This window comes from Micrococcus sp. KRD096 (genome assembly GCF_017168495.1).
Taxonomy (GTDB): Bacteria; Actinomycetota; Actinomycetes; order Actinomycetales; family Micrococcaceae; genus Micrococcus; species Micrococcus luteus.
This window is the reverse complement of sequence record NZ_JABFAY010000008.1, coordinates 1-26812: the sequence shown is the minus strand read 5'-3', so window position 1 is coordinate 26812 and position 26812 is coordinate 1. Positions and strand designations below refer to the sequence as shown.

Sequence of the window (26812 nt, the reverse complement as noted above, 5' to 3'; positions counted from 1 at the left end):
ACCTGATACGCTCAAAATCCGTGGTGAAACGAACTTCTCGTACTCAGACGTCCACGCGCGTCACCCGTCACGTGTTCGTGACCGGCGGTGTCGCCTCCTCCCTCGGCAAGGGGCTCACGGCCTCCTCGCTCGGCCACCTGCTCAAGGCGCGCGGGCTCAGGGTGGTGATGCAGAAGCTCGACCCCTACCTCAACGTGGACCCGGGCACCATGAACCCGTTCCAGCACGGCGAGGTGTTCGTCACCGAGGACGGCGCCGAGACGGACCTGGACATCGGCCACTACGAGCGCTTCCTCGACGAGGACCTCGACGGCCTGGACAACGTGACCACCGGCCAGGTGTACTCCACCGTGATCGCCCGCGAGCGCCGCGGCGAGTACCTCGGGGACACCGTCCAGGTCATCCCGCACATCACCGACGACATCTGCCGCCGGATGCGCCTGCCCGCGGAGCCCCGCGGCGACCGCCCCGCCCCGGACGTGATCATCACGGAGATCGGCGGCACCGTCGGCGACATCGAGTCGCAGCCCTTCCTCGAGGCCGCCCGCCAGGTCCGCCAGGACGTCGGCCGCGACGACGTCTTCTTCCTGCACGTCTCCCTCGTGCCGTACATCGGCCCCTCGCAGGAGCTCAAGACCAAGCCCACCCAGCACTCCGTGGCCGCCCTGCGCTCGATCGGCATCCAGCCGGACGCGATCGTGCTGCGCTCGGACCGGGCCGTCCCCGACGACGTCCGCGGCAAGATCGCCCGCATGTGCGACGTCCCGCAGGACGCCGTCGTCAACTGCGCCGACGCCCCCTCCATCTACGACATCCCCCGCGTCATCCACGACCAGGGCCTCGACGCCCACGTGGTGCAGTCCCTGGACCTGAAGTTCAAGGACGTGGACTGGACCGCCTGGGACGCGCTCATGGACGCCGTGCACCACCCGGAGCATGAGCTCACCGTGGCGCTCGTGGGCAAGTACGTGGACCTGCCGGACGCCTACCTGTCCGTCACCGAGGCGCTGCGCGCCGGTGGCTTCGCCCACCGGGCCAAGGTGGGCATCCGCTGGGTGGCCGCGGACGAGTGCGCCACCCCCGAGGGCGCGGCGGTGGCGCTCGCGGACGTCGACGCCGTGTGTGTGCCCGGCGGCTTCGGCGTGCGCGGGCTCGAGGGCAAGCTCGGCGCGCTGCGGCACGCCCGCGAGCAGCGGATCCCGACGCTGGGTCTGTGCCTGGGCCTGCAGTCCATGGTCATCGAGTACGCCCGCAACGTCCTCGGCCTGGAGGACGCGGACTCCACCGAGTTCGACCCGGAGACCGCCTCGCCCGTGATCGCCACCATGGCCGAGCAGGAGCAGATCGTGGCCGGCGAGGGGGACCTCGGCGGCACCATGCGCCTGGGCGCCTTCCCCGCGACCCTGCGCCCGGGCTCCGTGGTGGCCGAGGCCTACGGCACCACCGAGGTGACCGAGCGCCACCGCCACCGCTACGAGGTGAACAACGCCTACCGCGACCGCCTCGAGGAGGCCGGTCTCGCGATCTGCGGCACCTCCCCGGACGGCGCCCTCGTGGAGTTCGTGGAGCTGCCCCGGGACGTGCACCCGTACTACGTGTCCACGCAGGCCCACCCGGAGTTCTCCTCCCGGCCGACCCGCCCGCACCCGCTGTTCGCCGGCCTCGTCGCCGCCGGCCTGGCCCGCCGCGCCGACGCGGCGGCCCGGCGCTGAGGGGCCGACGACCGGCCCGACACAGTGGTCACGACACGCCGTCGCCGCGCCCGGCACGCGGCGTGTCGTGACCACTCTGCGAGGGCGTCGCACCGATGACGACACGACGACGGCGGGCCGCCCCACCCGGGGCGACCCGCCGTCGTCGTGCACGCGGCACCGCGCCGCGAGCGAATGGGGCGACGTGTCGGAGGTGATCTGCGTCTACACCTCCGACAAGTCGCCCCGACCGCCCCTCACGAGGCTCAGCCCGCCGGCAGCTCCCGCTGCTCGGGGCCGTCGTAGGCCGAGAGCGGGCGGATCAGCGCGTTCGCGGCGCGCTGCTCCATGATGTGGGCGGTCCAGCCCGTGATGCGCGAGGCGATGAACAGCGGGGTGAACATCTCCGTGTCGAAGCCCATGAGGTGATACGTCGGGCCGGCGGGGTAGTCGAGGTTCGGCTTGATCTGCTTGGCCTCGTCCATGGCCTGCTCCAGACCGTCGTACAGGCCGAGCATCTCCTCGCGGCCGTAGTGCTCGATCATCCGGTCCAGTGCGGCCTTCATGGTGGGCACGCGGGAGTCGCCGTTCTTGTAGACGCGGTGGCCGAAGCCCATGACCTTCTTCTTCTGGGCCAGGGCGTCCTCCATCCACGCCTTCGCTCGGGCGGCGGCGTCCTCACGGGACTCCTCCTTCCGGATGCCGATCTCGTCGAAGGTGTGCATCACGGCCTCGTTGGCGCCGCCGTGCAGGGGGCCCTTGAGCGCGCCGATCGCACCGGTCACGGCCGAGTGCAGGTCGGAGAGCGTCGAGGTGATCACGCGCGCGGTGAAAGTCGAGGCGTTGAACGAGTGCTCGGCGTACAGCACCATCGAGACGCGGAACGCGTCCACGACCTCCGGGGCGGCCTCCTCGCCGAACGTCATCCAGAGGAAGTTCTGCGAGTAGTCCAGGTCCTCGCGCGGCTCCACCACGTCCTGGCCGCGCCGGCGGCGCTGGTCGTAGGCAACGACGGCCGGGAACGCCGCGAACAGGGCCTGGGCCTTCTCCAGCTCGGCCTCGGGGGAGGAGTCCTCCGCCTTCGGGTGGTTCGCGCCGAGCACGGACACGGCGGTGCGTCCGACGTCCATGGGGTGGCAGTCGGTGGGCAGCAGGTCGATGGCCTGCTTCACCTTCGGGTCGAGGGCACGGTGCGCGCGCTCGAAGTGCTCGAACGCGGCCAGCTCCTCGTCCGTGGGCAGCTCGCCCGTCCAGAGCAGCAGCGCGACGGCCTCGAACGAAAGCTGCGCGGCCAGGTCCTGCACGGGATAGCCGCGATACAGCAGGGAGTTCGTCTCCGGGTTGACCTTGGAGATCGCCGTGGTGTCCACGACGACGCCGGCCAGGCCCTTCTTGATCTCGGTCTCGGTCATGGTGTCCCTCCTCGGGGAGTGGGGCCCGCCCGCGCACGGGCGGGCCCGGTGACGGGTCAGAGGTCGGCGTGGTTGGCGCCGATGTCGAGCGTGGGCACGTCGAAGTTGAAGATGCCCGTGTCGAAGGCGTTGTAGCCCTCGTAGTCCACCAGCTCGTAGAGGCGGGCGCGGGTGAGCATCTGCTCCACCTGCGACTGCTGGGTGCCCTCCTCCTTGATGGCGTCGAGCACGCGCTCGGCGGCGCCCATCGCGGAGCGCAGCAGGGTGACCGGGTAGATCACCATCGCGATGCCGGCGTCGGCCAGCTGCTGGCGGGTGAACAGCTCGGACTTGCCGAACTCGGTCATGTTCGCCAGGACCGGGACCCCGAGGGGCTCCAGCTCGCGACACACGGTCTCGAACTCGCCGATGTCCTTCAGGGCCTCCGGGAAGATCGCGTCCGCACCGGCCTCCACGAGCGCCTTCATGCGGGCGATCGCGGCGTCCAGGCCCTCCACGGCACGCAGGTCGGTGCGCGCCATGATGAGGAAGTTCGGGTCCCGGCGGGCGTCGACGGCGGCGGCGATGCGCTTGACCGCGGTGTCGAGGTCCACCATGTTCTTGCCGTCGAGGTGGCCGCATCGCTTGGGGTTGAACTGGTCCTCGATGTGGCAGCCGGCCAGGCCGGCGTTCTCGAACTCCTGCACCGTGCGGGCCACGTTCATCGGCTCGCCGAAGCCCGTGTCCGCGTCGATGAGGCACGGCAGGTCCGTGAGGCGGGCGATCTGCCCGCCGCGCACGGCCACCTCGGTGAGCGTGGTCAGCCCGACGTCGGGCAGGCCCAGCTCGTTCGCGAGCACGCCGCCGGAGATGTACACCCCGGGGAAGCCCTTCTCCTGGATCAGCTTGGCGGTCAGCGGCGTGAACGCGCCCGGGAACTGCTGGGCGCCGCCCTGCTTGAGGGTCTGCCGCAGGTCGATCCGCTTCTGTTCGGCCGTCTTCGTCGAGTACAGCATCAGAACAGGCCCTTCGGGGCGGCGGCGAGGTCGGCCTCGGACAGGAACGCCGGGTCCGCCAGGATGTTCAGCTGGTCCAGCTCGCCGGGCTGCAGCTCGGCCACGCGCTCGGCGGCGGCCAGGAAGCGGTCCTGCTCCTCCTTCGAGACGATGCCCTCGGCCAGGGTGCGGAACTTCTGGATGTACTGCTCGCGGGCGAACGGCCGGGCGCCGAGCGGGTGGGCGTCGGCCACGGCGATCTCGTCGGTGATGACGGTGCCGTCCTTGAGGGTGATCTCCACCGCTCCGCCGAACGCCTTCTCCGCGAGGTCCAGCGAGTGGTAGCGGCGGGTCCACTCCGGGTCCTCCACGGTGGTCACCCGGTGCCACAGGGCCACGGTGTCCTCGCGCTGGGCGCGCTCGGGGGCGTAGGAGTCCACGTGGTGCCAGGAGCCGTCCTGCAGGGCCACGGTGAAGATGTAGGGGATCGAGTGGTCGAGGGTCTCGCGCGAGGCCGTCGGATCGTACTTCTGCGGGTCGTTGGCGCCCGAGCCGATCACGTAGTGGGTGTGGTGCGAGGTCTTGATCAGCACCGACTCGACGTTCGCCGGGTCGGTGGCCTCCGGGTGCTCCCTGTGGAGCTTGCGGGCCAGGTCGATCCAGGCCTGGGCCTGGTACTCGGCCGAGTGCTCCTTGGTGTAGGTGTCCAGGATGCCGCGCTTGGGCTCGCCCTGCTCGGGCAGCGGCACCTCGTAGGAGGCGTCCGGGCCGTCCAGCAGCCAGGCGATCACGCCGTCCTCGCCCTCGTAGATCGGGACGGGGGAGGTCTGGCCGCGCATGGCGCGGTCCACGGCCTCGACGGCCATCTTGCCCGCGAACGCCGGGGCGTGGGCCTTCCACGTGGAGATCTCGCCCTTGCGGGACTGGCGGGTGGCGGTGGTGGTGTGCAGGCCCTGGCCGATGGCCTGGAAGAGGGTCTCGGTGTCCAGGCCAAGCAGGGTGCCGATGCCGGCGGAGGCGGAGGGGCCGATGTGGGCCACGTGGTCGATCTTGTGGCCGTACAGGTTGATGGACTTCACGAGGTCCACCTGGATCTCGTAGCCGGTGGCGATGCCGCGGATCAGGTCCTTGCCGGAGCGGCCGGCGTGCTGGGCGACGGCGAGGATCGGCGGGATGTTGTCGCCCGGGTGGGAGTACTCGGCGGCCAGGAACGTGTCGTGGTAGTCCAGCTCGCGGACGGCCACGCCGTTGGCCCATGCGGCCCACTCGGGGGAGACCTTCTGCTCCACACCGAACACGGAGGCGCCCGCACCGCCGGTGGAGACCGGGTGGGACAGGGCCTGGGCGCGGGCGGCGACGATCGGGCCGCGCTTCAGCGAGGCGACCGCGACGGAGGCGTTGTCGATGATCCGGTTGATGATCATCTCCTCGACCTCGGGCAGCACCTCGACGTCGTCGACGGCCACCTCGGCCAGCTTCCAGGCCAGCTGGTCCTTGCGCTCGAGGTTCTCCTCGGAGCGGTGCACGCGCACGTGATGGTTCTTCATGGTCGGTCTCCTTCGGTGGGGGTCAGCAGGGTCGGGGTCTCCTCGGCGCGGCCGCGCCGGGTCAGATGGTGGAAGGCGTGGTGCAGGTGGACCCGCGTGGTCGCCTCCGCGAGGTCTGCGGCGCCCGAGCCGACGGCGTCGGCGATGTCCGCGTGCTCCGCGGCGGAGGCCGCGAGGCGGGCCGGGTCGTCCGCGGCCAGTCGGCGCAGGCGCGCCAGGTGCAGGCGCAGGGTGCGCAGGGTGGAGACGAGGTAGGGGTTCGCGGCGGCCTCGTCCAGCCGGCTGTCCAGCTCGGCCGTCATCGCGTAGTAGTCCGCCGGGTCGGTCCCGCCGCGCAGGGCCGCCTCGGCCTCCTGGAAACGGCCCGCGAGGACCGTGAACCGCTCGGCCGCCTCCGGGGTGGCCCGCTGCGCGGCCCGGCGCGCCAGGAGGGACTCGAGGGCGATGCGCAGGTCGAACAGCTGGTCCGCCTGTTCGAGGGACACGTCGGCGACGACGATGCCCCGGCCCGGGGCCTGCTCGGCCAGGCCGTCGGCCACCAGGCGGGAGAGCGCCTCGCGCAGAGGGGTGCGCGAGATGCCCAGGCGCTCGGCCTGCTCCACCTCGCCCAGGCCCGCGCCCGGAGGGAGGGACCAGTCGAGGATCTCCGCCCTCAGGGCCTGGTACGCCCGCTCACTCGCTCGCATGCCGCCAGTGTATACACAACAGTCCCGCCGAGGGCAGGGGGTGTGTCCGATGCGCGTGCCGGGCGACGCCGTCTACGGGGAGCGTCGTCCGGCGTGCGGGGGCTGGGTGGTGCGTCCCCGGCGCGGGTCTCGCGCGTGCCGCCACGCCTCACTGACGGGGCACGAAATGTATACAGATCCCTTGCCCCCTGTGATCCACGGCACTACCCTGGGCGCATGGCGACCCACGATGCCCCCGCCGAAGACCGCCCCTCCGGCGCGTACGCCGACGCCCACGCCCGCTCCCTCCGCGACCCCGAGGGGTTCTGGCTCGACGCGGCGCGCGCCATCGACTGGACCGTCGCGCCCACGCGCGCCCTCGACGACTCCGCCGCGCCTCTGTACCGCTGGTTCCCGGACGGCGAGCTGAACACCGCCTTCAACTGCCTGGACCGGCACGTCGAGGCGGGCCGCGGGGACGCCGTCGCGCTGATCCACGACTCCGCGATGACCGGTGAGGTCACCCGCTACACGTACGCCGAGCTCACGGACGCGGTGGCCCGCCTGGCCGGCGCCCTGGCCGCGCGCGGCGTCGGCAAGGGCGACCGCGTCCTCGTGTACCTGCCGATGATCCCGCAGGCCCACATCGCGATGCTGGCGTGCGCGCGGCTCGGCGCGGTGCACTCCGTGGTCTTCGGCGGCTTCGCCCCGCGCGAGCTCGCCTCCCGCATCGACGACGCCGCCCCCGACGTCGTGCTCACCTGCTCCGGCGGCATCGAGCCCAAGCGCCGGGTCGAATACCTGCCCGCCGTGGCCGAGGCGCTCGAGACCGCCGCGCACCCCGTGCGCACGGTGCTGGTCCACCACCGCGAGGGCTTCGAGACCGCGCTCGCGGACGCCGACGGGCGCGGGGGCGCGAGCTGGGAGGACTGGGGCGAGGCCGTCGCGGCCGCCGAGCCGGCCGACTGCGTCCCGGTGCAGGCCACCGACCCGCTGTACGTGCTCTACACCTCGGGCACCACGGGCAAGCCGAAGGGCGTCGTCCGGGACAACGGGGGCCACGCCGTCGCCCTGCGCTGGACCATGGAGCACATCTACGACGTCGGTCCGGGGCAGGCGATGTGCACGGCCTCGGACGTGGGCTGGGTCGTGGGGCACTCCTACATCGTCTACGGCCCGCTGCTGGCCGGGGCCACCACGGTCATGTACGAGGGCAAGCCCGTGGGCACGCCCGACGCCGGCGCGTTCTGGCGGCTGATCGAGGACCACGGCGTGCGCTCCTTCTTCACGGCCCCCACGGCGCTGCGCGCGATCCGCCGCGCCGACCCCGAGGGCGAGCTGCTCAAGGACCACGACCTGTCCTCCCTGCGGCACTTCTTCGCCGCGGGCGAGCGCCTGGACCCGGAGACGCAGCGGTGGATCGAGGGCCTGCTGGGCATGCCGGTGATCGACCACTGGTGGCAGACCGAGACCGGGTGGGCCATCGCGGCGAACCCGGTGGGCCTGGAGCAGCTGCCGGTGAAGATCGGCTCGTCCTCGGTGCCCTCGCCGGGCGTCGATCTCGTGGTCCTGGACGGCCTGGGCGAGCCCGTGCCCGCCGGGACCGAGGGCAACATCGCCCTGCGGCTGCCGCTGCCCCCGGGCACCCTGCCCACCCTGTGGGGCGACGACCAGCGCTACATCGACTCCTACCTCAGCGCGTTCCCCGGCCATTACGCGACCGGTGACTCCGGCGTCGTGGACGAGGACGGCTACGTGTTCGTGCTCGGCCGCACCGACGACGTCATCAACGTCTCCGGGCACCGGCTGTCCACGGGCGTCCTCGAGGCCGCCCTGGCCGCCCACCCGGCGGTGGCCGAATGTGCCGTGATCGGCATCGCGGACCCGCTCAAGGGCCAGCGGCCCTCGGGCTACGTGGTCCTCAAGTCCGGCGTCGAGACGCCCGAGGCCGGCTCCGAGGCCGAGGCCGCGCTCCTGGACGAGCTGCGTCAGGCGGTGCGCCGCGAGGTGGGCCCGGTGGCGGACTTCCGCGACGTCGTCGTGGTGGACGCGCTGCCCAAGACCCGCTCGGGCAAGATCCTGCGCAAGACCATGCGGCAGATGGCCGACGGCGAGGAGTACGCGGTGCCCTCGACCATTGAGGACCCCGCCGTGCTCGAGGCCCTGGCCGGGGTGCTGCGCCCGGCCCGCTGAGCCCCGCTCACGTGCGGCCGGCCCAGCGGTACTCCTGCTCGGGCCGGCCACGGCCGCCGTGCCGGGCCGAGCGCCGCACCCGGCGGATCCGCTCGAGGTGCTCGAGGTAGCGCCGGGCCGTCACGCGGGAGATGCCCAGGCGCTCGCCCACCTCGGCCGCGCTCAGGGCGGTCTCCGGGTCCGCCCCCAGCAGCTCCACCACCTCGCGCAGGGTGCTCTCGGTCAGCCCCTTGGGCAGGGCCTCGGCGCGCCGCTCGCGGGAGACGCGGAAGACGGCGTCCACCTGCTCCTGGCCGTCGAGGGCGCCGTCGCCGGCCAGCATCGCCGAGGCGGCGCGGAACCCGCCCAGCCGATCCGCGAACTCGTCGAACCCGAACGGCTTCACGAGGTACTGCGTCACGCCGTACGCGACGGCCCGGCGCACCACCGGCAGGTCGGTGGCCGCGGTGAGCGCCAGCACCCCGCCGTGGAATCCGGCCGCGCGCAGTTGGTGCAGGAAGTCCAGGCCGTGCCCGTCCGGCAGGTTCATGTCCAGCAGCACGACGTCGAACGGGAAGCGCCCGTCCGCGTGCAGGCCCGCCGCGGCGACCTGCCGCGCGGCCAGCAGGGAGCCGGCCACCGCGGCCACCTCGAAGCCCGGCAACCGGTCCAGGTGCGCCACGTAGGTCTCGGCCGTCAGCTGCTCGTCCTCGACGACGAGCACCCGGTACGGGCGGGCGGTCATGTCTCCTCCTGGGGTCGGGGGGTGCGGGGCACCTCGACGGTGAACACGGTGCCCGAGTCGGTCGCGACGTCCGCGACCCCGCCGGCCTCCTCCGCGATCCGCCGCGTCAGCCACAGCCCCATGCCGCGTCCGGCGGCGCCGACGGGCTTCGTCGACCAGCCCCGGTCGAAGAGTCGGCCGCGGTCCGCATCGGAGGGTCCGGGGCCGCCGTCGGCCACCTGCACGAGCAGGCCCGCGGCGTCCGAGACCACCTCGACGTCGACCCACCGGTCTGCCGCGGACAGGTCCGGTGCGGCGGCCGCGTCGAGGGCGTTGTCCACCAGGTTGCCCAGCACGGTCAGCAGGTCGAGCGGGCGCAGCGGGGCGGGCGCGGTCAGCTCGGCGGACCAGGTCAGCGCCACGCTCCGCTCACGCGCCTGGGCGGCCTTCGCGTCGAGCAGGGCGGCGAGGACGTCGTCGGAGGCCTCCTCGTCCGCGGCGCGGCGGGACAGCACGGCCCGGGCGGCCTCCAGCCGGCCCGACTCCACGAGGGCGAGGGCGGTGTGCAGCTGGTTGGCGTGCTCATGCGTCTGCGCGCGCAGCGCCGTGGTCAGGGTGTGGGCCACGGTGAGCTCGTCGCCGAGCCGCTGCAGGTCGGTGCGGTCGTGCAGGACGAGCACGCGCGATCCCGCCGGGGCGGTGGTCACGCCCTCGCGGGCGGCCGCGGCGAGGGCCGTCGGCGGGACCGACCCGCCGGGGTCGGAACGGCCGGGCGCCCGCACGACACGCTGCTGCACCACGAGGACCCGCCCGCCGACGGCGAGGCTCGCCTCGCCGCCGACCGCGCCCGGCAGGGCCGCGGAGAGCTCGGGGGGCAGTCGAGGCTCGCCCGCGCCCTCCCAGGCGAGCAGGCGCGCGGCGGCGTCGTTGTGCAGGCGGGCCCGCCCGTCCGGGGCGAGGACCACGACGCCGGCCTCGAGCGAGTCCATGGCCGTCTCCGCCAGCAGGAACTGCTCGGCGATCTGCTCGGGGCCGCGTCCGAGCGTCACCCGGTTCAGATACCGGCCCACGAGCCAGGCGACGAGCAGGCCGACGGCGGCCACGGCGGCCGAGCCGAGCAGGATGCCGGGGATCTGGGCCTGGGCCATGATGGAGACATCGGAGATCTGCACGCCCGTCGTGACCACGCCCAGGACGGTGCCGTCCTCCGGGTCCACGACCGGTGCGAGCGCGCGCACCGAACGGCCCGCCGCACCGGTGCTCGAGAGCTCCACGACGGTGTCCCCGGCGACGACGGCGTCCACCGGCCTCGGGTAGCGGACGCCGACCTGCTCGGGGCGCCAGCTCGCCAACCGCATCCCGTCCGGGTCCATCACGGTCAGCCACGAGACCTGTGCCTCGGCGATCCAGCCGTCGATCCCGGCCTGCAGGGCGGGGGCGTCGCCGGCCCGCAGGGCCGAGACGAGCGCGGGGTCGCGCGCCACTAGGGTGGTGACGCCCTGGACGTGGCGCTCCTCGACGCGCTGGGCCACCTCGCGGGCCTGGAGGTAGGCGCTCCACACGCTGAACAGGGCGATGGCCGCCACGAGCGCCACGTGGACCACGGCGATCCGCCGGGCGATCGACCACGGGTGGCGCATGCCTCTCCTCCCTCGGGCCGGCGACGCGCCGGTCCACCCCCACGATCCTGCAGCCGACGGGCCGCCGTGACCACTATGACCGCAATCGTGACCGACACCACCCGGGGGCCGCGTGAGTGGTCACATCCCCCGCGCCGCTGCGGACCGCTCGGCGGCGCCCCACCACCGCACAGAACGGAACGCCCGATGGCGCACACCCCACCGGCCGAGACCTCGGCCCCGCCGGCCCCGGCGACGAAGAAGGACCGCACCCACTGGCTGTACATCGCCGTGATCGCCTCGGTGGTGCTGGGCGCCGCCGTCGGCCTGTTCTTCCCCGAGTTCGGCAAGTCCCTCAAGCCGCTGGGCGACGGCTTCGTCTCCCTCATCAAGATGATGATCGGCCCGGTCATCTTCTGCACGATCGTCCTCGGCGTCGGCTCGATCGCCAAGGCCGCGACCGTCGGCCGCGTGGGCGGCATCGCCCTGGTCTACTTCATGGCGATGTCCACGTTCGCGCTGGCCATCGGCCTCGTCGTCGGCAACCTCATCCACCCCGGCGAGGGCCTCAAGCTGACGCCCTACGACCCGAACAAGCCCCAGGCCGCGGCGGACGGCACCGTCCAGTTCCTGCTGGACATCATCCCCGGCTCCCTGCCGGTGTTGCCCACCCTGTTCATCGCCCTGCTCGTGGGCTTCGCCCTGCAGCAGATGGGCCCGGCCGGCGCCCCGCTGCTGCGCGGTCTCACCCTGATCCAGGGCGTCGTGTTCCGCATCCTCATGATGGTGATGTGGGTCGCCCCGATCGGCGCCTTCGGTGCGATCGCCGCCGTCGTCGGCTCCACGGGCTGGTCCGCGATCGGCGCCATGGCGCTGCTCATGGGCGCCTTCTACCTGACCTGCATCGCCTTCATCGTGGTGGTGCTCGGCACCATCCTGAAGGTCGTGACCGGCCTGAGCATCCTGTCCCTCATGAAGTACCTGGGCCGGGAGTACCTGCTCATCTTCGCCACCAGCTCCTCCGAGGCCGCCCTGCCCCGTCTGATCGCCAAGATGGAGCATGCCGGCGTGGACAAGTCCGTCGTGGGCGTGACCGTGCCCACCGGCTACTCCTTCAACCTGCACGGCACCGCCATCTACCTGACCATGGCCGCGCTCTTCGTCTCCAACGCGATGGGCGCGGAGATGAACCTCGGCGAGCAGGTCGGCCTGCTGGTCTTCATGATCATCGCCTCGAAGGGCGCGGCCGGCGTCACCGGCGCGGGCATGGCCACGCTCGCCGCCGGCCTGCAGGCGCACCGACCCGAGCTGCTCGGAGGCATGGGAGTGATCGTGGGCATCGACAAGTTCATGTCCGAGGCCCGCGCCCTGACGAACTTCACCGGCAACGCCGTGGCCACGCTCCTCATCGGCCGCTGGGTGGGCGAGCTCGACGGCGAGCGCGCCCGGCGCGTCCTCAGCGGCGAGCTGAAGTTCGACGAGGCGACCGTGGTCGGCCATGGCGGCGCCGCGCACGACCCGCAGCAGTCCCCGACGGTCGCCGAGCAGGCCTACGAGGGCCACCCCGACTCCAGCCTGAACTTCGCGATGGCCGCCGACGGCGACCGGAACCCCACCCGCTGACGGAGGAGGCGGGCCCGCGCGGCACGCCGCATCGTCGACCACCGGCGACGCCGGGGACGAGCCTGGACACAGGCCCGTCCCCGGCGTCGCCGTCGTCCCGGGAACGCCAGGCACTAGGGTGGGGGAAGATCCGGACACGCCGACGACGGCGGCCGCGGCGCGCCGCGGCCCGCGGCCGGGCGTGCAGACCACCGTGGAAGGAGCCGGCGCCGCCGTGACCTCGAGAGAACCGATCCCCGTGATGACCATCCACGGCGAGCCCGTGCTCGGGCCCACCGGCCGGCCCAAGCACGACTTCCCCGAGCCCGCGCCCCTGACCTCGCACGGCCCGGCGCGGATCATCTCGATGGTGAACCAGAAGGGCGGCGTCGGAAAGACGACCTCCACCATCAACCTGGGCGCCGCGCTCGCGGGCTACGGCCGCAGGGTGCTCATGGTGGACTTCGACCCGCAGGGCGCCCTCTCAGCCGGCCTGGGCGCGAACCCGCACGAGCTCGACACCACGGTGTACAACGTGCTCATGGAACGGTCGGTGACCGCGAAGGACGCGATCCTGTCCACGGACTTCGCGAACATGGACCTGCTGCCGGCCAACATTGACCTGTCCGCGGCCGAGGTGCAGCTCGTCAACGAGGTGGCCCGCGAGCAGGTCCTCGAGCGTGCGCTGCGCCAGGTCCGCGACGACTACGACGTGGTCCTCATCGACTGCCAGCCCTCGCTGGGCCTGCTGACCGTCAACGCGCTGACCGCCTCGCACGGCGTGATCATCCCGCTGACCGCCGAGTTCTTCGCGCTGCGCGCGGTCGCCCTGCTCGTCGAGACGATCGAGAAGGTGCAGGACCGGCTCAACCCGGACCTGGAGATCGACGGCGTGCTGGCCACGATGTTCGACCAGCGGACCCTTCACTCCAAGGAGGTCGTGGGCTCGCTGGTGGCCGGCTTCGGGGACCGCGTGTTCGAGACCGTCATCAAGCGGTCCATCAAGTTCGCCGACGCCACGGTGGCGGCCACGCCCATCACCCTGTTCGCCGAGAACCACGACGGGGCCAAGGCCTACCGGCAGCTCGCCCGTGAGCTGATCTGCCGCGGCGGCGCGCCGTGACCGTCCGCTGAGCGCCGACGACGCCGGCCCGGTCCCGTCGCGGGACCGGGCCGGTTCTCTGCGCGCTCACGGCCGGGGGAGCGGTGGCCGGGAGACGCGACGCCGCCGATCTGCGAGAATGGAGTCGGGCGTGTCCGTCTCCGGGCCGTCCCTCACCCCCCTGACCCGTCCGCCGCCGGCCCGACCGGCGCCGTTGACGCGCACCCGAAAGGACGCCCTCCCATGAACTCCCGCAAGCCGCGAGGCTCCGGACGCACCCCCGCCGTCGGTCGACGGGGCGGCCCGTTCCAGGAGCGCGATTTCCAGCGACAGATCGGTGCCCGCCGCGGCGCCGCCGGCCCCCGCGAGGAGGCCCCCTTCGACGAGGACGCCGTGCCGCGCACCCGCGGTCGCCGCGGCCGCGGCGCCGGAGCCGCCCGGGCCAAGGCCGCCCACCTCGACCGCATCCACGACGAGTCGGGCGAGCGCCTGCAGAAGGTGCTGGCCGCGGCGGGTGTGGCGTCCCGGCGCGTGAGCGAAGACCTCATCGCGGAGGGCCGCGTGGAGGTGGACGGCGTCGTCGTCACCGAGCCCGGCGTGCGCGTGGACCCGGCCACGGCCGTGATCCGGGTGGACGGCATCTCCGTGCAGACGGACGTGACCAAGCAGTACTTCGTCTTCAACAAGCCCCGCGGCGTGATCTCCACGATGGTGGACCCGGAGGGCCGGCCCTCGATCGCCACCTACCTCAAGCCCGGGCAGGAGCACCTGTTCCACGTGGGCCGTCTGGACAACGAGACCGAGGGCCTGCTCATCCTCACCAACGACGGCGAGCTGGCCAACCGCCTCACCCACCCCAGCTACGAGGTCCCCAAGACCTACGTGGTGCAGACCCGCGGCCCGCTGGCCAAGGGCGTCTCGAACCGGCTGCGCGAGGGCGTGGAGCTGGAGGACGGCGTGGCGCAGGTGGACTCGTTCAAGCTCGTCGACTCGACGCCGGGCCACGTGCTCGTCGAGGTCGTGCTGCACTCGGGCAAGAACCGCATCGTGCGCCGCATGTTCCAGGAGATCGGCCACCCGGTCGAGCGGCTCGTCCGCGTCAAGGTGGGCCCCATCCTGCTGGGCGACCAGAAGCAGGGCACCGTCCGCGCGCTCAACGCGCAGGAGCTGGGCCACCTCAAGGCCCTGGTCGGCCTGTGAGCGCGCCCGCCGAGTCCGCCGCCGCGCTCGGTGATGGCCCGGCCGGGATCCCGCAGCCCGTCCTCGTCCGGGGGACCGGTCTGCTGGGCACCTCGATCGGCATCGGGCTGAGCGCGGCCGGTGTGGACGTGCGCCTGCACGACCCCTCGCCCGCCGCCCTGGCCGTGGCCGCGGACATCCGCGCCGGACGCCCCGCCCGCCTGGACGCCGGGGGCGACGACCTCGACGCCGCCCCGGGCCTCGTCGTCGTGGCCGCGCCGCCGGACGTGACCGCCGACGTCGTGGTCGACTCGCTGCGCCGCTGGCCCGCGGCCGTGGTGGTGGACATCGCCTCGGTGAAGGAGGCGGTCGCCGCGGGCGTGCGCGCTGCCGTCGACGACGGCCGCCTGGCCCCGCAGGACGCCGACCGGTACCTCGGGACGCACCCGATGGCCGGCTCCGAGCGGTCCGGTCCCGTGGCGGCCCGCGGCACCCTGTTCACGCAGGCGCCGTGGGTGCTGTGCCCGACGGACACGACGCACCCGGGCGCCCTCGCGGCCGGTCGGGCGCTCGCGCGGACGCTGCAGGCCACCCCGTACCGGATGGCGGCCCGCGCCCACGACGAATCGGTCGCGCTGATCTCGCACCTGCCGCAGATCGCCGCCTCGCTCGTGGCCTCCCGCCTGCAGGACACCCCGGACCAGGCGCTCGCCCTGGCCGGCAACGGGCTGCGGGACACCACCCGGATCGCAGCGTCGGACCCGCAGCTGTGGGTGCAGATCCTCTCCGGCAACGCCGGGCGGATCGTGCCGGCGCTGCACGGGCTGCGGGCGGACCTGGACCGGCTGATCCGCACCCTGGAGGACCCCTCCGCCCCCGGGGCGCGGCTGGACATGGCGCAGCTGATCGCCGAGGGCAACGCCGGTCGGGCACGGGTGCCCGGCAAGCACGGGGCGCCGCCGCAGGCGTTCGCGGTGGTCACGGTGATCGTGGACGACGCCCCCGGGCAGATCGCGGCCCTCCTCGACGAGGTCGGCCGCACGGACGTGAACGTGGAGGACCTGCGGCTCGAGCACGCCTCGGGCCACCGGGTCGGCATGGTGGAGATCTCCGTGCTGCCCGGCCGCAGGGACGAACTCGTGGCGGCGCTGACCGCCGCCGGATGGAAGGTGGTCTGAGATGACCGAGCACACCCGCGACGACGTCGCACCCGCGCCGCTCGTGGTGGCGGTGGACGGCCCCTCGGGCTCGGGCAAGTCGTCCGTGTCCAAGGCCGTGGCCCGGCGTCTCGGCGCCGCGTACCTGGACACCGGCGCCATGTACCGCGCCGTGGCGTGGCACTGCCTGCACGAGGGCGTCGACCTGGCCGATGCGGAGGCCGTGGCGGCGGCCGCCGTCGCCATGGACCTGGACCAGTCCACCGACCCGGACGTCGAGGCCGTGCGGGTCGGCGGCACGGACGTCACCGAGGCGATCCGCGGCCCCGAGGTCACGGACACGGTCTCCACCGTCGCCGTGGTCATCCCGGTGCGCGAGGAGCTGCATCGTCGCCAGCGGGCGGCGATCGCCGCCGCGGGCCGGATGGTCGCCGAGGGCCGTGACATCACCACGGTGGTGGCCCCGGACGCCCACGCGCGCGTGCTGCTCACGGCCTCCGAGGCCGTGCGCACCGCCCGCCGCTCGGGCCAGCTGGCCGCGGCGGGGGAGACCGGCGTCGATGCCGGCACGCTGCACCGTCAGGTGGCCGGGCGCGACGCCCGCGACGCCACCGTGTCCACGTTCGACCGCCCCGCCGACGGGGTGGCGCTCGTGGACTCCACCGAGCTCGACTTCGAGCAGACCGTGGCGGCCGTCCTGGCCGCCGTCGAGGACCAGGCCGGCATTCCGGCCGTGAAGGGAGGCCGACGATGACCGAGAACCCCCAGCACCGCTCCGGTGAGGACGAGTTCGTCCCCGCCGGCGACGATCAGGTGGCCGAGCGGCTCGCCGCCATGACCGAGGAGGAGGCCGAGGCGCGCGCCGCGTCGCTGCGCGCCGGCCTCGAGGACTACGAGCTCGAGGAGGACGACGCCGCCCTCCTCGACGCGTGGCAGCTCGGGCCCGACGAGGACGTCGACGCGCCCGTGCCGCCCGTGCTGGCCATCGTGGGCCGGCCGAACGTCGGCAAGTCCACGCTCGTCAACCGCATCATCGGCCGCCGTGAGGCCGTGGTGGAGGACGTGCCCGGCGTGACGCGCGACCGCGTCTCCTACGACGCCGAGTGGAACGGCCGCGAGTTCACCGTGGTGGACACCGGCGGCTGGGAGCACGACGCCAAGGGCATCCACCGTCGCGTGGCCGAGCAGGCCGAGCTGGCCGTGGACGTGGCGGACGCCGTCGTGTTCGTGGTGGACGCCACCGTCGGCATGACGGCCACGGACGAGGCCGTGGTCTCGATGCTGCGTCGCAAGGACCGCCCGGTGATCGTGGCCGCCAACAAGGTGGACGACATGGTCCAGGAGGCCGACGCCGCCACCCTGTGGTCGCTCGGCTTCGGCTACCCGTACCCGGTGTCCGCGGTGCACGGCCGCGGCGTCGCGGACCTGTTGGACGCCGCGCTCGAGGCACTGCCGGAGGAGTCCGCCCACGGCGGTCTCGTGCCGCGCGGCGGCCCGCGCCGGATCGCCCTCGTGGGCCGGCCGAACGTGGGCAAGTCCTCGCTGCTGAACAAGCTGGCCGGCTCGGACCGCGTGGTGGTGGACGACCTGGCCGGCACCACGCGCGACCCCGTGGACGAGCTCGTGGAGCTCGGCGGACGCCTGTGGCGCTTCGTGGACACCGCCGGCATCCGTCGACGGCAGCACATGGCCCACGGCGCCGACTACTACGCGTCGCTGCGCACTGCCTCGGCCCTGGACCGCGCCGAGGTGGCCGTGGTGCTGCTCGAGGCGCCGCAGGTGATCTCTGAGCAGGACGTGCGCATCCTCCAGATGGTGCTGGACTCCGGTCGCGCCCTCGTGATCGCGTTCAACAAGTGGGACCAGGTGGATGAGGATCGGCGGCTCCAGCTGGCCAAGGAGATCGAGCGGGACCTGGCGCACGTCGCGTGGGCGCCGCGCGTGAACATCTCCGCGAAGACCGGCTGGCACAAGGACCGTCTCGTCCCCGCGCTGGACCTCGCCCTGGACTCATGGGACACCCGTATCCCCACGGGCAAGCTCAACGCGTTCCTCGGCGAGCTCGTGGCGGCCCACCCGCACCCGCTGCGCGGCGGCAAGCAGCCCCGCATCCTGTTCGCGACCCAGGTCTCGAGCCGGCCGCCCAAGTTCGTGCTGTTCACCACCGGGTTCCTGGACCCCGGGTACCGCCGGTTCATCGTGCGCCGCCTGCGCGAGACCTTCGGGTTCGAGGGCACGCCCCTCGAGATCGGGATGCGCGTGCGCGAGAAGCGCGGTCGCCGCCGCTGATCCGGCCCCGCCCCGACGACGTCCCTCGACCACCCGCGCCGGGGGACGTCGTCGTCCCGGCCGGCTCCCACCGTTCGTCCACCTTCGCCTCGTAGCCTGAGGGCATGAGCCTCATCCGACGTCGCCCCGCCGCCCTGTCCCTGGCCACCCTGGCCGCGCTCGCGCTGGCCGCATCCGGCTGCGCGGTCGACGACGGCGCGACCCGGGCCGCGCTGCAAAGCGCGGAGGACCGGCTCGCCCAGGCCGAGGACCGGATCAGCGAGCTGGAGGCGGACGCCTCGGACCGCGTGGACCTGGGGCAGCTGCGCCAGGAGGCCGAGGGCACCCTCGAGGAGGCGGACCAGCGCGCCGCCGAGGTCGTCGAGGACCTGACGCGATCGCTGCCCTCCGGTTCGGACATCGTCGACGTCGAGGCCCTTCGGGAGGACGGGAAGGTGGTCATCGAGTACGGCCAGTCCCTGCTCGAGGCCGATCCCCAGGTTCTCGAGGACACGATGCGGGAGGCGGCGGACCGGGCGCGCGACGCCATCCCGGACCTGGAGGACGTCGAATTCCGCGTGGGGGACCGAACCTTCACGTTCTGAGCCTGCGACGGGGCTCCGTGAGGCCCCCGACACGCCCCTGCGACGCGCCCGGAACGGCGGATCGGAGCGGCTCAGCGTGTTACACTTCTCACGTGCGCGACTGCACCCTCAGTCATGAGAGGGTTCGTGCAGACCGCCAGGCCCACCGGTACGCCGGGGCCGCGGTCGCTGGGGGACTCTCGGTCGGGTGGCCCTCGGTCAAGGGATGAGGGGTTCACGTCTGTGAAGAGGACGTGGGCCCCTTGTTCACGTTTCGGGGGTGTCGCGCGGTTTGCCCCTGACAACGACGACCTGGCAGGCCCGCTTCCGATTCGCGCCCGGCGGTCCCGGTGGGGTATGCTCATCGGGTGCCGAAGCGCGGATGACCGCGATTCGCCACGGGCTATGGCGCAGCTTGGTAGCGCGCTTGACTGGGGGTCAAGAGGTCGTGGGTTCAAATCCCGCTAGCCCGACCACGTTCCCACGGGTCAGAGTCCGCATCTGACGAGGGAAAATGGAATGAGGCCCAGGTACTCCCTCGAGGGGAGCGCCTGGGCCTCTTTCCGTGCCTGACATATTCCTTAGCACAAACTGATCGAGACAGACCCTACGGTTCGGCGTTCGGCTCGACTTATATCCCCGGGAATTCAGAACTTCCTCAGTGGCCGAGCGGCTCGATCCAAAATCGATCTCGTCGGTGACCAGAGCGTTGGCCCTGAAGCCCCCTGGGTCTGATGGAGACTCGCGCTATTTGATTCCGACCAGCTGTTCGCGGCCGGCTTCGACAGCATAGAACGTGTCCTCGAACTCGGCGGGTGGGACGTCGCCGAGGTAGCCGTGGAGGCGTTGCGTGTTGTGCCAGGACACCCACCCGAGGGTCGCGAGCTCGAGGTCCTCGACCGTCCGCCAGGGACCTGGCCGTGCGGGTCCGCGGACGTGCTCGGCCTTGTAATAGCCGTTCACGGTCTCGGCCAGGGCGTTGTCATAGCTGTCCCCGACGGTCCCGATCGACGGTGTCGCTCCGATCTCGGCGAGGCGTTCGCCGTAGCGAATGGAGGTGAATTGAGACCCCGCGTCGCTGTGGCAGCGCAGGTCCTCGTGGCGAGCGCCGCGGGACCAGCGGGCCATCTCGATCGCGTCGAGGACCATCTCGGTGCGCATGTGTGACGCGCACCGCCACCCGACGATCATCCGGGAGAACGCGTCGACGATGAAGCAGACGTACGCGACGCCGGCCCACGTCGGCACGAACGCCAGGTCGGTGACCCAGAGCCGGTTCGGGGCAGGCGCGGTGAACTCCCGCTTCACGAGGTCCGGGTGCCGCGCCGCGGTCGGATCTGGCCGGGTCGTCTTCACCCGCTTCGACCTGGTCGCGCCCTTAATCCCTGCGGCGCGCATGAGCCGGCCCGTCTGATCTCGGCCGATGTCGATCCCGGCGCGACGCGCGGTCTTCCAGAGCTTTCTGACCCCGTAGACGCGGTAGTTCGTCTCCTAGAGCTCGACCAGCTGCGGGATCAGCTCCTCGTCCCGCACCGCGCGAGCCGAGGGGGCGCGGGTCTTGGCGGCGTAGTAGCTGCTCGGAGCCACCTGCAGCAGCCTGCAGATGAGCTCGACTCCGAGCCGGCGAGCGTCGACCAGGTCATCCTTGTTCGCGTCGATGAACGCGACTACTTCCGGTAGTGGCGGTCGAGCTCCGCCCCGAAGAATGTAAGCGGCCATGAAAAGCTGCCCATAGGTGGCCAGGGAATGACCCGCTGACGGCCATGAGGACTGCCCAGTGATGGCCACGGGAACTGCCCGGTGCTGGCCATCTGGTTTGCCCGCGTTGCTCGTTCCCATCACGGTGGCCAGCACCACCACCCAAACGGGCAAACCAGCTGGCCACCAGTGGGCAGTTCTGATGGCCACCAGCGGGAAGAAACACTGGCCGCCTATGGGCAGAACTCAATGGCCCTTGACAGAAGAAAGACGCAGCACGCTTGAGGACCTCGTTGGCCCGCCGCAACTCCCGGACTTCCTGCTCCAGTTCACGCACCCGCCGCGCCTCAGCGCTGCTCACGCCAGAGGTGACGCCGTCGTCGATGTCGGCTTGCTTGACCCACATCCGCACGGACTCGACCCCGTACCCGAGCTGCGTCGCGACCCGATTGACGGTCCCATGCTCGGTCCCCAGCTCGGCACGCAGCGTCCTCACCATCCGGACCGCCGCGGCCTTCTCCTCCGGCGAATACCGACGCGTCGTCGGCTTCCCCGCTGTCTGCTCTTTCGGCATAACTCCATCCTCGTTTCCAAGGTCAGGAGTCTCCAACAAACCCAGGGCGCTTCAATCGGTCAGGAAGGCAGCAGGAGCACCTTGATGTCGTAGTCGAGCTTGCAGAGATAGAAGATCAACTCGACGACGGGACGGTGACTATCCCAGCGGGGCTGTGAGGGGCCGATCTCGCAGAACCTTGCGGCAAACTCAACCTTCTCGCGCGCGGCCGGGATCGATGCGCGGAAGGCCGCTTCATCCCATTGCTCTTCGCTCATACTCCCGACCGTAGCGGTGAGTACCGACACGGCCGTGGGAGCTCTCAGCCCCAGAAGATCGGATCCTGGTGGCTGCCGATGTAGTCGAGCAGACTCTGGACGTTCTTCGTCGGGCGCCTCTTCGTGTACTCGTGGAACTTCATGTGCCGGTCACGCCAGTAGATGCTCCACTGGCCGGTCTTGACGGTGTATCGCAGGCGCGCGACCGGGAACCGCGTCCAGTCGCCCTGCCCGTCCCACGGCGGCCGCGTCTCGATGATCGTGACGTGCCGGTCGGCGATCTCGGCTTCTACTCTCACCTGATCCCACAGGTGCTCGGGCACGCGTTCACGGCACCAGCGGCCGATGCGCAGCAGGTCGGTCTCGGGCATAGCCATGGTCAAGTCCTTTTGAGTGGTGTATCGAGGCTTTGTCGGGTTCCTCGTGGTCGGGTGGGTTGTCAGGCGGCGAGTGCCGCGTGGCCGGGGTCGTCGGTCATGGTGTCGCTGACCTGTAGGGCGGCTTGTTCAGCCGCGGCTTTCGCGGCTGCTTCGGCGAGCATCGTGTCGGTCGCGGTCAGCAATTCCAGGCTCATGTAGCGCCGTGATTCGGTCCATTCGTCGTGCTGCTCGGCCAGCACCGCGCCGAGGAGTCTAATCACCGCGACTCGGCTGGGGAAGATGCCGACGACGTCGGTGCGTCTCCGGATCTCCTTGTTGAGCCGTTCGTTCGGGTTGTTCGACCAGATCTTCTTCCACACCTCCTTCGGGAACTTCGTGAACGTGAGCACCTCATCGCGGGCGCCCTCGAGGTGCTCGGCAGCGGCCGGCAGATGGGTGGCCAGGCTGTCGATCATGTGCTCGTACTGGGCGATCACCGCCTCGACGTCGGGCTGGGTGTAGACGCTGTGCAGCAGCGCTTTCACCGCGGGCCACTGCGACTTCGGGCACACCGCCATCAGGTTGGCCGCGTAGTGGGTGCGGCAGCGCTGCCACTGCGCCGTCCCGAACACCGCCCCGGCCGCTTCGACCAGCCCGGCATGGGCATCGGAGGTGATCAGCTCCACCCCCGACAGGCCGCGGGCAGCCAGATCACGGAAGAACCCGAGCCACCCCTCCCTGGTCTCCGCGGTGCCCAGTTGCAGGCCGAGGATCTCGCGGTAGCCGTCGTTGTTGATGCCGGTGGCGACCATGGCGGCGACCTTGACGACCCGGCCGTGTTCACGCACTTTGAGCACGAGCGCGTCGGCGGCGACAAACCGATACGGCCCAGCATCGAGCGGCCGGGTGCGGAACGCTTCGACCGGTGCATCCAGGTCTTTACTCATCTCTGAGACCTGCGATTTCGACAGGCCCGTGATGCCGAGAGTCTGCACCAGTTTGTCCATCCGGCGGGTGGAGACGCCGAGCAGGTAGCAGGTGGCGACCACCGTGGTCAGCGCTGCCTCGGCGCGGCGGCGCCGCTCCAGGAGCCAGTCGGGAAAGTAGGTGCCTTCGCGCAGTTTCGGGATCGCGACGTCGATGGTGCCGGCGCGGGTGTCCAGGTCCCGGTGCCGGTAGCCGTTACGCCGGTTGGTGCGCTCATCCGAGCGGGCGCCGTAGGCGGCGCCGCACACGCTGTCAGCCTCGGCCGACAGCAGGGCATTGATGAAGGTGGTGAGCATCTGACGCATCAAGTCCGGCGAGGCCTGGGTGAGCAGATCGGACAGAAACGCCTGGGGGTCGATATCGTGGGGAGCGGTCATCGCGGGTGTCCCTTTCGAGTGGGATGTGAGAGTTTCCTCGAAAGCCTCCCGCGGTGACCGCTTCTACTTCGCGGTCGACACGCCAACCGGAGTCAACGTGCTGCGGGATTCGTACACCACTCTGCCGGACGCAACTGCGCCGCACCCTCCACACCGGGATGAGCCTGCTGACCGACCGCCAAAAAGAACACCTCAGCGTCCTCTTCGCCCACGAGAAGCACGCCGCGGTCGAAGCGGCCTGGGAGATCTACCAGGCCATGGTCGCCGCGTATCGAGAATTCGACCGCGCAAAGGCTAAGGCCAAGATGGAGAAGGTGATCGCGGCGCTGAGCAAGAAGGTCCCCGACACCCTCGAGGAACTGGGCAAGCTCGGCCGGACACTGACCAAACGCGCCGCCGACGTGCTGGCGTTCTTCGAGCGACTGGGCACCAGCAACGGTCCGACGGAGGCGATCAACGGCCGGCTCGAACACCTGCGCGGCTCCGCCCTCGGCTTCCGCAACCTCACCAACTACATCGCCCGCAGCCTCCTCGAATCAGGCGGCTTCAGACCCTTGCTACACCCTCAAATGCGATGAGCCTCGAATGCAGGATCTTGTGCCGACAGCGGCGCACGATGGTCGCGGGGATCTCGAACAACCGTGCGCGAAACCGTTTGGGCTCCCAGCGACGTGCATCATGGCCGGCCAGCGCGATGGCCTGCATCCAGGCGACGATGACGCCGGCGAGCTGGACGATCTGGCACCAGACCTGGTTCTGCGCGAATCCCTGCAGCGGGAACTTCATCAGGCCCATGTCCTTGGCGTTGCGGATCCGGTCCTCGCAGCGCGCGCGGCGGCGGTGACGCAGCTCCAGCACTGGAAGCTGGCCGCGTGGGGCGTTGGTCGCGAACGCAGTGATCCGCATCCCTTTGTGATCGGTGATCCGTAGCTGCACTCCGGGGTGGGGGCGTTCCTTCCTTACGGTTACCCGCATTCCGGGGGCCACCCGGGCAGGTCCAGTAGTCCGGTCAGTTCCGCGACCCATGCCCCATCGCGGATCCCTTCGGTGTCGGTGTCGTAGGCAGGAGTCCACGCCTTCGCCTCATCAATACGTTCCAACAGGTCAGGAGTGTTCGCGGGGAGGGTGAACCCGACTGAGTAGGCCAGACGCTGCCGCTCCAGCCAGCCCGCGAAGTCCTTGGGGCCGCCGGCCCCGTCGGTGCGAATCAGGACCTTTTTCGATCCCCGCCCGCCCCGGCCCAGCAGGGCCGGTGGGAGCTGCGCAAGGGCCAGACGGGTGACGGCGATGTGATCGCTGGCGGTGTTCGAGCCCGCGTTGCCGGGGCGAAGGTGGATCGCGAGCGGTTCCCCGGTTCCTTCGCTGCCGTGGTCCAGGAACGCGTACAGAGGGTGGTAGCCGAAGCCGCGTTTGAACGTCGGGGCGGCTTGCTCCTTCTCACTGTGGACGTTGATCAGGGTGGCGTCGAGGTCGATGACCAGCGGGGTCTTCGCGCTCGTCCCCTCGGCCGGGGAATGCTCGCCGGCCAGGGCCCAGGCCTGCTCGCGCGCGGTCCTGCGAGCCCTGGCGATCGCGGTCATCACGGCGGGCGCGTCCTCAGCGAGGGTGGTGAGCGTGCGGGAGATCGTTGGGGCCGAGGCGACGTCACCGAACAGGCCCGGCTCGCACCGCAGCAGGTCGGTGTCACGGGCGACCTCCCCGCCCACCGCGAGAGTCATCGCTAGGTCCAGCAGGACCTTGGAGGCGTGATGCTCGGCCAGCGGTTTCGTCCATGAACCCAACGCTTCACGCAGCGAAGAGGCGAGGCCGGTGGCGTGGATCGTGTCGGTCAGCAGCACCGCGCCCGCATGCGAGGCCGCCGGGACCTCAGCGACGTCCACACGCGGGCGGGGGTAGAAGAACACGGTAGGGTGGGACACCTGAAAGGTGCTCCTTCCGGCCAGGGATTACGAGACTCGACACCCCGTATCATCCCAGGCCAGGAGCACCTTTCTCTATGACGCCCACCCGTCGAGACCACACCCCAGTGAAATCTCGAGGTCAGCGGGTGCTCGTGGCAGGGCCTGAACTGTGGTCCGTACACTCCTACTCATGGATGCGCTTGATATTGGACGGATCGTGGCCGGACTGGTGCTGCTGGTCTTGGGTGGGGAATTTTTGGTGCGTGGGGCGTCAGCACTGGCCGGACGTTTCGGGATTTCGTCATTGGTGATCGGTCTCACCGTAGTGTCAGCGGCGACGTCGGCACCCGAGTTCGCAGTGAGCGTCGGTGCTGTACTGCGTGATGAACCGGGGCTTGCCGTGGGCAATGCGGTTGGCAGCAACATCATTAATGTCCTGCTCATCCTGGGACTGTCCGCGCTGGTCGTTCCCCTCGCTGTAAAGCGGAGGCTGATCCGCTTTGACCTGCCCCTGATGGTCGTCTTGTCAGTTCTACTGCTCCTTGTGTCCCTGGATGGGAGGATCAGTGCGGTGGACGGGCTGATACTATTTTTCGGTGTGGTGGTCCACACCATAATGTCCGTGGTGATTAGTCGGCGGGACGCCAAGACCGCGGTGAATGCCCGGGAAGGGACAGGAGATTCGGCAACCGTCGATCCAGCCGACGAGGAAGGGGCTGCGCTAGGCGCCTCGGTCAGCAGGTCGCTCTTCTTTGTGCTGCTGGGGGTCGCGTTGCTGGTCGCCGGTGCCACGCTGCTCGTGGAAGGAGCAGTGAACATAGCCACCACGTTGGGCGTAAGCAGCCTCGTGGTCGGACTGACCGTTGTGGCTGTCGGGACATCGCTGCCCGAGCTGGCGACGTCCATCATTGCCGTGCGTCGCGGTGAACGCGACCTAGCGGTGGGCAACGTGGTCGGCAGCAATATCTTCAACATAGGGGTAGTGCTAGGACTAACCGCGCTCATCTCTCTTGAGGGCATTCCCGTATCCGGCGCCGCAGTGGCCTTCGATATCCCAGTAATGCTGGCGGCCGCAGTGGCACTACTGCCGATCGCGTTCACGGGCTTCGCGGTGGCGCGTTGGGAGGGCGGCTTGTTCGTGGTTTTGTACGCCGCCTACACCGGATACCTTGTGCTGGCTGCCACAGCGCACGATGCACTGGAGGGATTCACCGTAGCCATGGCGTGGTTCGTGCTGCCGTTAATCGCACTGACGCTCATTTCCTTTACAGCCTACGAAATCGGGCTCCGCAAGGGACGCCGAGACCTGGACCAGACCACGACTTCGACGTAGACCGTCGAGTGCATTCGGCTGCTGGCTTCATTCAGGTCGTCGGCTGAATGTAAATCGGCAAGAGATGACTGTCGGTTGGTGGTGTCATAGCGTCGTAGCAACACTCCCGGTCGGTGGGGGCTCGAGGCGAGGAGGCCTGGGATGGTGCGGCGGCGACTCACGTTCACGGAGCGGATGGAGATCTCGACGGGATCGAAGGCCGGGTGGGGAGTCCGGAAGATCGCGTCTCACCTGGGTAGATGCCCTTCGGTGGTCTCCAGAGAGCTTCGACCGAACTCGACGAAGACGCGCGGCTATCAAGCCGTGACCGCGGACGTGAAAGCGCAACGCCAGCGCTCTCGCCCACAGGTCCGGAAAGTGGCAAAGGACCCGGTACTCGAGGCCCGCGTCAACGCCGACCTCGCAGCGTCATGGATGCCGAACGAGATCGCGGGTCGCTTGCGTCTGGAGGCCGCAGACCCGACCGTTGAACGCATGGCGAACTCTCCCGACGCTCAGGGCCGTGAGCCGCCCCCTTCATTCGGTCCGGACGTTCTGTGAGTCGTCGGTTTCCATTTGATGGGTGCACTGCCGAGCGTACTCGGCTGGGGTTAGGTAGCCGAGCGAGGAGTGCCGGCGGTGGTGGTTGTA

The 26812-nt window shown here is 70.8% G+C and carries 20 protein-coding genes, 1 tRNA gene and 4 pseudogenes; 13 read left to right on the top strand and 12 right to left on the bottom strand.

The window, feature by feature from the left end; genetic code table 11:
• The first annotated feature begins 2 nt into the window (after positions 1-2).
• Entirely contained in the window at positions 3-1712 is a 1710-nt protein-coding gene (locus tag J1M41_RS04080) for a CTP synthase (protein ID WP_206451206.1), read from the top strand.
• A gap of 245 nt (positions 1713-1957) precedes the next feature.
• On the opposite strand, the gene J1M41_RS04075 is transcribed toward J1M41_RS04080, so the two are convergent.
• The 4 genes from J1M41_RS04075 to J1M41_RS04060 are packed head-to-tail and all read right to left on the bottom strand — an operon-like array spanning position 1958 to position 6310.
• Positions 1958-3103 carry a bifunctional 2-methylcitrate synthase/citrate synthase gene (locus tag J1M41_RS04075; protein ID WP_119217225.1) on the bottom strand — a complete coding sequence of 382 codons (1146 nt, stop codon included), beginning with the start codon at positions 3101-3103 and terminating at the stop codon, positions 1958-1960.
• A 56-nt stretch (positions 3104-3159) separates the two neighbouring features.
• Positions 3160-4098 (bottom strand): methylisocitrate lyase, encoded by a 939-nt coding sequence (gene prpB, locus J1M41_RS04070; protein ID WP_061866975.1) that lies wholly within the window; start codon positions 4096-4098, stop codon positions 3160-3162.
• On the bottom strand, positions 4098-5624 hold the full coding sequence (locus J1M41_RS04065; RefSeq protein ID WP_206451203.1) for an MmgE/PrpD family protein: 1527 nt from the start codon (positions 5622-5624) through the stop codon (positions 4098-4100). The genes prpB and J1M41_RS04065 overlap by 1 nt, the downstream gene beginning before the upstream one ends.
• Positions 5621-6310, bottom strand: a complete 690-nt coding sequence (locus tag J1M41_RS04060) for a GntR family transcriptional regulator (protein WP_123244156.1) — start codon at positions 6308-6310, stop codon at positions 5621-5623. Before J1M41_RS04060 ends, J1M41_RS04065 begins: the two co-directional genes overlap by 4 nt.
• A gap of 216 nt (positions 6311-6526) precedes the next feature.
• On the opposite strand from J1M41_RS04060, the gene J1M41_RS04055 reads away from it, so the two are divergent.
• Entirely contained in the window at positions 6527-8482 is a 1956-nt protein-coding gene (locus J1M41_RS04055; RefSeq protein WP_036315720.1) for an AMP-binding protein, read from the top strand.
• Positions 8483-8489: 7 nt separating this feature from the next.
• Here the strand turns inward: J1M41_RS04055 and J1M41_RS04050 are convergent, their stop codons facing one another.
• Together J1M41_RS04050 and J1M41_RS04045 are read right to left on the bottom strand one after the other, a co-directional pair.
• Positions 8490-9206 carry a response regulator gene (locus J1M41_RS04050; RefSeq protein WP_036338133.1) on the bottom strand — a complete coding sequence of 239 codons (717 nt, stop codon included), beginning with the start codon at positions 9204-9206 and terminating at the stop codon, positions 8490-8492.
• Positions 9203-10825 (bottom strand): ATP-binding protein, encoded by a 1623-nt coding sequence (locus J1M41_RS04045; protein WP_206451202.1) that lies wholly within the window; start codon positions 10823-10825, stop codon positions 9203-9205. Before J1M41_RS04045 ends, J1M41_RS04050 begins: the two co-directional genes overlap by 4 nt.
• Positions 10826-11011: 186 nt before the next feature.
• On the opposite strand from J1M41_RS04045, the gene J1M41_RS04040 reads away from it, so the two are divergent.
• From J1M41_RS04040 to J1M41_RS04005, 8 genes are all read left to right on the top strand, one after another.
• Positions 11012-12427, top strand: coding sequence for a cation:dicarboxylate symporter family transporter (locus J1M41_RS04040; protein ID WP_206451201.1), 1416 nt, complete (start codon positions 11012-11014; stop codon positions 12425-12427).
• A gap of 241 nt (positions 12428-12668) precedes the next feature.
• Complete coding sequence (locus J1M41_RS04035) at positions 12669-13529, top strand: ParA family protein (RefSeq protein ID WP_036338157.1); 861 nt, start codon at positions 12669-12671, stop codon at positions 13527-13529.
• Positions 13530-13751: 222 nt separating this feature from the next.
• Positions 13752-14708, top strand: a complete 957-nt coding sequence (locus J1M41_RS04030) for a pseudouridine synthase (protein ID WP_060974060.1) — start codon at positions 13752-13754, stop codon at positions 14706-14708.
• Complete coding sequence (locus J1M41_RS04025) at positions 14705-15865, top strand: prephenate dehydrogenase (RefSeq protein ID WP_206451200.1); 1161 nt, start codon at positions 14705-14707, stop codon at positions 15863-15865. The genes J1M41_RS04030 and J1M41_RS04025 overlap by 4 nt, the downstream gene beginning before the upstream one ends.
• Before the next feature lies 1 nt (position 15866).
• Entirely contained in the window at positions 15867-16598 is a 732-nt protein-coding gene (gene cmk, locus J1M41_RS04020; RefSeq protein ID WP_002857424.1) for a (d)CMP kinase, read from the top strand.
• Positions 16595-18133 (top strand): ribosome biogenesis GTPase Der, encoded by a 1539-nt coding sequence (gene der / locus J1M41_RS04015; RefSeq protein WP_020628099.1) that lies wholly within the window; start codon positions 16595-16597, stop codon positions 18131-18133. Before cmk ends, der begins: the two co-directional genes overlap by 4 nt.
• Before the next feature lie 104 nt (positions 18134-18237).
• A complete protein-coding gene (locus tag J1M41_RS04010; protein ID WP_206451199.1) occupies positions 18238-18717 on the top strand; it encodes a hypothetical protein in 480 nt (159 codons plus the stop codon).
• Between the two features lie 378 nt (positions 18718-19095).
• Positions 19096-19172: transfer RNA gene (locus J1M41_RS04005), tRNA-Pro, on the top strand.
• 271 nt (positions 19173-19443) lie between these two features.
• Here the strand turns inward: J1M41_RS04005 and J1M41_RS04000 are convergent.
• The 5 genes and pseudogenes from J1M41_RS04000 to J1M41_RS03980 form a co-directional block, all read right to left on the bottom strand.
• Positions 19444-20412, bottom strand: a pseudogene (locus J1M41_RS04000) (IS3 family transposase); the annotation flags it as partial.
• Positions 20413-20647: 235 nt separating this feature from the next.
• Positions 20648-20968 (bottom strand): annotated as a pseudogene (locus J1M41_RS03995) (transposase); the annotation flags it as partial.
• Positions 20969-21027: 59 nt separating this feature from the next.
• Positions 21028-21225: a hypothetical protein gene (locus tag J1M41_RS03990; RefSeq protein WP_010078466.1), complete on the bottom strand. Its 198-nt coding sequence runs from the start codon at positions 21223-21225 to the stop codon at positions 21028-21030.
• Between the two features lie 44 nt (positions 21226-21269).
• Positions 21270-21602 (bottom strand): DUF3024 domain-containing protein, encoded by a 333-nt coding sequence (locus J1M41_RS03985; RefSeq protein WP_036315702.1) that lies wholly within the window; start codon positions 21600-21602, stop codon positions 21270-21272.
• Positions 21603-21664: 62 nt separating this feature from the next.
• A complete protein-coding gene (locus J1M41_RS03980; protein ID WP_100057176.1) occupies positions 21665-22948 on the bottom strand; it encodes an IS256 family transposase in 1284 nt (427 codons plus the stop codon).
• Positions 22949-23082: 134 nt separating this feature from the next.
• Between J1M41_RS03980 and J1M41_RS03975 the strand changes: the two are divergent.
• Positions 23083-23526: pseudogene (locus tag J1M41_RS03975) on the top strand (transposase); the annotation flags it as partial.
• A 55-nt stretch (positions 23527-23581) separates the two neighbouring features.
• Here the strand turns inward: J1M41_RS03975 and J1M41_RS03970 are convergent.
• Positions 23582-24852, bottom strand: a pseudogene (locus tag J1M41_RS03970) (IS1380 family transposase); the annotation flags it as partial.
• Between the two features lie 187 nt (positions 24853-25039).
• Here J1M41_RS03970 and J1M41_RS03965 point away from each other — a divergent pair.
• Positions 25040-26182, top strand: a complete 1143-nt coding sequence (locus tag J1M41_RS03965) for a calcium/sodium antiporter (protein ID WP_043282823.1) — start codon at positions 25040-25042, stop codon at positions 26180-26182.
• A 141-nt stretch (positions 26183-26323) separates the two neighbouring features.
• A complete protein-coding gene (locus J1M41_RS12225; protein ID WP_223247546.1) occupies positions 26324-26722 on the top strand; it encodes a helix-turn-helix domain-containing protein in 399 nt (132 codons plus the stop codon).
• Positions 26723-26812 lie beyond the last annotated feature (90 nt).